This window comes from Achromobacter sp. DMS1 (assembly GCF_001270295.1).
This window is the reverse complement of sequence record NZ_LHSJ01000138.1, coordinates 11935-15915: the sequence shown is the minus strand read 5'-3', so window position 1 is coordinate 15915 and position 3981 is coordinate 11935. Positions and strand designations below refer to the sequence as shown.

Genomic DNA, 3981 nt, shown 5'->3' with positions numbered 1-3981 from the left:
CACCACCAGGAAATCCGAGTCTCGGGCCAGCGCGCGCACGTCCGCGTAATGCGCATAGCCGCTTTCCGGCCGGGGACGGCGCGTGCAATAGCCCACCCGCATGCCGAAACCCAGCGCCCCGCGCCGGGCGATTTCCCGGCCGATGTGCCCCAGCCCGATCAGCCCCCAGGCGCTTGCCCGCGACCTGCGGCCCCATGAAGCCGCCTCCAGCCCGCCCCGCCGCACGGCGGCGTCCGCCTGCGGCAGGCGCGCGCCGCGCCCAATAGCAGGGCCATGGCGTGATCGGCCACGGACACCGCATTGGTGCCGGGCCCGTGCGTGACGACGATCCCGCGCCGGCGGGCCGCGTCCAGGTCGATGTTTTCATAGCCCACGCCCAGCGAACACACGATTTCGAGGCGGGGCATGGCCTGCATTTCGTCGCCGCGCAGGCCCGTGGCGCCCCGCGTGAGCACGATGCGGATGTCCTGCCCGCGCTCGGCGATGGTCCGGGCGCGCGCCTCGGCCGTGGGCGCCCAGACGGGGGCGAAACCGGATTGTTCGAAGCGCGGCAGGTAGTCTTTGACGCTCTCGATGAGGATCAGCAGGGGAATGCGCATACAACGCGGCACGGCGTGCCCGGGGGAGTCGGAAACCCCGCGATGTTACGCCGGCCCCACGCCCTCCGCCAGGCGGCGCGCCGCGCGGCGGAGGACGCGCGAAAAGGCGCTATAGCCGTCCCATGAGCAGCAGCACGATCAGCACGATGACCACGATGCCCAGCAGCCCGCTCGGGTAATACCCCCAGTTGCGGCTGTACGGCCAGGCCGGCACCGCCCCGATGAGCAGCAGGATGAGAATAATCAGCAGTATGGTCGACATGGCGACTCCTTTTCTTCTTGGTGGAAATGGCGGCGCGCCCTGTGGCGGCGCGCCCTGCGGCGGCGCGCCCCCTGGCGGCGACCCTTCAATGCGGCGCGGGGGCGGTCTTCTGCTTGTCCGGCGCCTCGCTCGGAGGCAGGTCCACGTCGGGCTCGTCGGTATCGGGGTCGACCGGCAAGTCTCCGGGCGGCGACCCCGGCGGGATCGGCTCGGGCTTGGGCGGGACGTGCATGCGATGGAACGCGGGCATGGCGGGTACCTCCTTTGCGTTGATGCGGCAGCCGGCGGCGCGGCTTCAGCGCCGGGCCAGCGCGAATACGCGCAGCATTTCACGGTTGAATGCCGGCAGGTCGCCGGGCCTGCGGCTGCTGACCCAGCGCCCGTCCACCACCACTTCCTCGTCCACCCAGTGGGCGCCGGCGTTCTTCAGGTCGTCGGCCAGAGACGGCCAGCTCGTCATCCTGCGGCCCTTGACCAGGCCGGCGGAGATGAGCAGCCAGCCGCCATGGCAGATGACGGCGATGGGCTTGCCGGCCTCGTGCATGGCGCGCACGAATTCCCGGGCCTTGGCGTGCATACGGATCTCGTCGGCGTTGATGACGCCGCCGGGCAGCAGCACCGCGTCGAAATGCTCCGGATCGGCCTCGGCGAAGATCAGTTCGGCCTCGACGCTGTCTGCCTTTTCGTGGTGATTCATGCCCTGCACCGGCTCGCGCCGTGCGGAAACGACCACCGTGCGCGCGCCCTGCGCCTGCAGCGCATCGCGCGGGCTGGTCAGCTCGATCTGCTCAAAGCCGTCCACCACGAGAATGGCGATGTTGGCGTCCTGCAATTCCTTGTCCATGCGTGGCTCCCATGTGCCCGGATACCGATTGCCGGTTGAGGCCACGCCCGCAGCAATTGGCGTGCCCGGGACGCCCGGCTGCCCCGTTGCGCCCGCCGTTGCGGAAGGCGGGGAGCGCCCCGGGGTTTCAGAGCAGGGACGAGCGCGCGTTCCTGGCGCGGGGCTGCGGGGCGCTGCCGTCGGCCCAGTTGGATTCGGTCTGCTCGTCCACGCGCACGCGCGCGTCGCGCGCCGCTTCGTCGGGCGTGTTCTTGTCGGGCACGGGCGGCAGATTGGGGACTTCCACGGGCGAATCGGGCGGCAGCACCTTGGCCTGCAGCGACACCCGCGCTGCGCGGCCGGCGGATTTCTCTCCGGATTTCATGCCTGGCTCCTGCGGTGGCGATGTCTCCATGCTACTGCGGGCAGGCGCCGGAGGGGGGCCGGCGAAATTGCAAGCGGATGTGGCCGGTCGGCGGGCGCGCCGTTTGCTGGGGCGCTTGCCCTGCGGCAAGCCTGGAATACAAGGAGATGCAATGCAAAGCCCACAATTCCGCAAATCTGTGCAAGCCTGTGAGGAATGCGCCGCCGCCTGCGACCACTGCGCTGCGATGTGTCTTGCCGACAACCCGCAGTCCATGCAATCCTGCATCCGGTTCGACCTGGAATGCGCGGCCGTGTGCCGCACCGCGGCGCGGCTCGTCGCCCGCGGCGGAATGTTTTCCATTGCCGCATGCAGATTGTGCGCGTTGGCGTGCGACGCCTGCGCCCGCGAGTGCGCCTCGTTCGCGGCGCAGCACTGCCAGTCCTGCGCCAACGCCTGCCTGGCATGCGCCCAGGCGTGCCGCCACATGGACCCCGCCTAGCGCGGCGCCGACCGGGCCGGCCCGCGCGCCGCTTTGTCTGCCCGACCACAGGAGCATCCGATGGCCTCTACCCATAATCCCGCGCCCTCCGATTTTCCCGAGAACGGACCGGACGACGGCGTCGCGCGCCGGCGCGCCCGCAGTCCGGAAAGCTGGATCGACGATCTGGAGGAGACGCTGCGCGACCCTGCCAACGCGGACATCGACGCGCTCAAGGCCCGCCTGTCCGACCAGCTCCAGGCCACCCGCCAGAGCCTGCGCGCGGCGTCGGAAACCGCCAACGACCTGGTCAGGGAAACGCTGGACTGCACCGAGGAATATATCCAGGCCCGCCCCTGGCAGGCGTGGGGCTGGTGGCGGGCGCCGCCTTTCTGTTCGGCGTGCTGGTGGGCCGCCAGTAAGCCCGCGGCGGCGGGCGCGCAGGCGGAAACCGCGGCAGCGCCGCGTCCGGAGCCCCGGGCACGGCGGTTGCTGACGCATGCGTGCCGCGCGGCCCGCCCTCGCGTGGGCGGGCCGCGCGTTCTCCCTTTCAGGAGCCGGACATGCCCAGAACTATCTGGAAAGGCGCCATCGCCTTCGGCCTGGTGCACATACCTATCGTGGTGTACGCCGCCACCCGGCCGCACCGCCTCGATTTCGACTGGATAGACCGGCGCGACGACTCCCCCGTCGGCTACCAGCGCATCAACAAGCGCACGGGCAAGTCCATCGCGGCCGAAGACATCGTCAAGGGCTACGAGTACGAGAAAGGCGAGTACGTCTATCTCAGCGACGAGGATTTCCGGCGCGCCAACGTCGCCGCCACGCAGACCGTGGACGTGCAGGGATTCGTGGACGCCGCCGAGATCCCCATCTTCTACTACGACACGCCCTACTACCTTGCGCCCGACCGGCGCGGCGCCAAGGGCTATGCGCTGCTGCGCGACGTGCTGCGCAAGAGCGGCAGGCTCGGCCTGGCCCGCGTGGTGCTGCACACCCGCGAGCACCTGTGCGCGCTGCTGCCCCAGGCGGAGGCGCTCATGCTCATCACCCTGCGCTATGCCGACGAGATCCTGCCCGCCGGCGAACTGGAGCTGCCCGCGCCGCGCCCGGCCGACGCGCCTACGCCGCGCGAGAAGGAAATGGCGCTGCGGCTGGTGCAGGACATGGCCATGGAATGGGATCCGGACGCCTTCCGCGACGAATACCGCGAAGACCTGCTCGACGCCATCGACCGGAAGATCAAGGCGGGCAAGACCCACGTGCTCACCGAAGCCGGCGAGGCCCCCGCGCGCCGGTCGGCCAAGGTGATCGACCTCATGGCCATGCTGAAGCAGAGCATAGAAAGCCGCGGCGGCAAGCCGTCCGCCGCGCGCAAGAAGGCGGCCTCCGCCGCTTCCGCGGGCGCCGGGGCCGCCAAGGCCGCCGCCAAGGCCGGCGCGCGCAAGACCG

Annotated in this window: 8 protein-coding genes; 2 read left to right on the top strand and 6 right to left on the bottom strand. The window is 70.4% G+C overall.

Going from position 1 to position 3981, the window contains the following annotated elements:
* The 6 genes from AD428_RS29575 to AD428_RS16075 form a co-directional block, all read right to left on the bottom strand.
* Positions 1–225 (bottom strand): NAD(P)-dependent oxidoreductase (locus tag AD428_RS29575; protein ID WP_369798770.1); only part of this gene is annotated, 225 nt, incomplete at its 3' end.
* On the bottom strand, positions 159–599 hold the full coding sequence (locus AD428_RS16085) for a hypothetical protein (RefSeq protein ID WP_235490536.1): 441 nt from the start codon (positions 597–599) through the stop codon (positions 159–161). The genes AD428_RS29575 and AD428_RS16085, both read right to left, overlap by 67 nt.
* Before the next feature lie 109 nt (positions 600–708).
* Entirely contained in the window at positions 709–861 is a 153-nt protein-coding gene (locus AD428_RS25210; protein ID WP_082308452.1) for a DUF3309 family protein, read from the bottom strand.
* A gap of 85 nt (positions 862–946) precedes the next feature.
* The gene (locus tag AD428_RS27125; RefSeq protein ID WP_200908055.1) at positions 947–1111 is read right to left on the bottom strand and encodes a hypothetical protein; all 165 of its coding nucleotides are present in this window, start codon (positions 1109–1111) and stop codon (positions 947–949) included.
* A gap of 45 nt (positions 1112–1156) precedes the next feature.
* Entirely contained in the window at positions 1157–1705 is a 549-nt protein-coding gene (locus AD428_RS16080) for a type 1 glutamine amidotransferase domain-containing protein (RefSeq protein WP_053245853.1), read from the bottom strand.
* A 127-nt stretch (positions 1706–1832) separates the two neighbouring features.
* Entirely contained in the window at positions 1833–2069 is a 237-nt protein-coding gene (locus AD428_RS16075; protein WP_053245852.1) for a hypothetical protein, read from the bottom strand.
* A gap of 541 nt (positions 2070–2610) precedes the next feature.
* Between AD428_RS16075 and AD428_RS28095 the strand changes: the two genes are divergently transcribed.
* Together AD428_RS28095 and AD428_RS16065 are read left to right on the top strand one after the other, a co-directional pair.
* Positions 2611–3198 (top strand): DUF883 family protein, encoded by a 588-nt coding sequence (locus tag AD428_RS28095; protein ID WP_235490501.1) that lies wholly within the window; start codon positions 2611–2613, stop codon positions 3196–3198.
* The coding region (locus AD428_RS16065; RefSeq protein WP_053245850.1) for a Ku protein at positions 3093–3981 on the top strand (889 nt) is incomplete at its 3' end. The genes AD428_RS28095 and AD428_RS16065, both read left to right, overlap by 106 nt.

Coding starts and splice junctions, on each gene's coding strand:
- AD428_RS16085 (WP_235490536.1), bottom strand. CDS start 599: ATGCGCATTCCCCTGCTGATCCTCATCGAGAGCGTCAAAGACTACCTG.
- AD428_RS25210 (WP_082308452.1), bottom strand. CDS start 861: ATGTCGACCATACTGCTGATTATTCTCATCCTGCTGCTCATCGGGGCG.
- AD428_RS27125 (WP_200908055.1), bottom strand. CDS start 1,111: ATGCCCGCGTTCCATCGCATGCACGTCCCGCCCAAGCCCGAGCCGATC.
- AD428_RS16080 (WP_053245853.1), bottom strand. CDS start 1,705: ATGGACAAGGAATTGCAGGACGCCAACATCGCCATTCTCGTGGTGGAC.
- AD428_RS16075 (WP_053245852.1), bottom strand. CDS start 2,069: ATGAAATCCGGAGAGAAATCCGCCGGCCGCGCAGCGCGGGTGTCGCTG.
- AD428_RS28095 (WP_235490501.1), top strand. CDS start 2,611: ATGGCCTCTACCCATAATCCCGCGCCCTCCGATTTTCCCGAGAACGGA.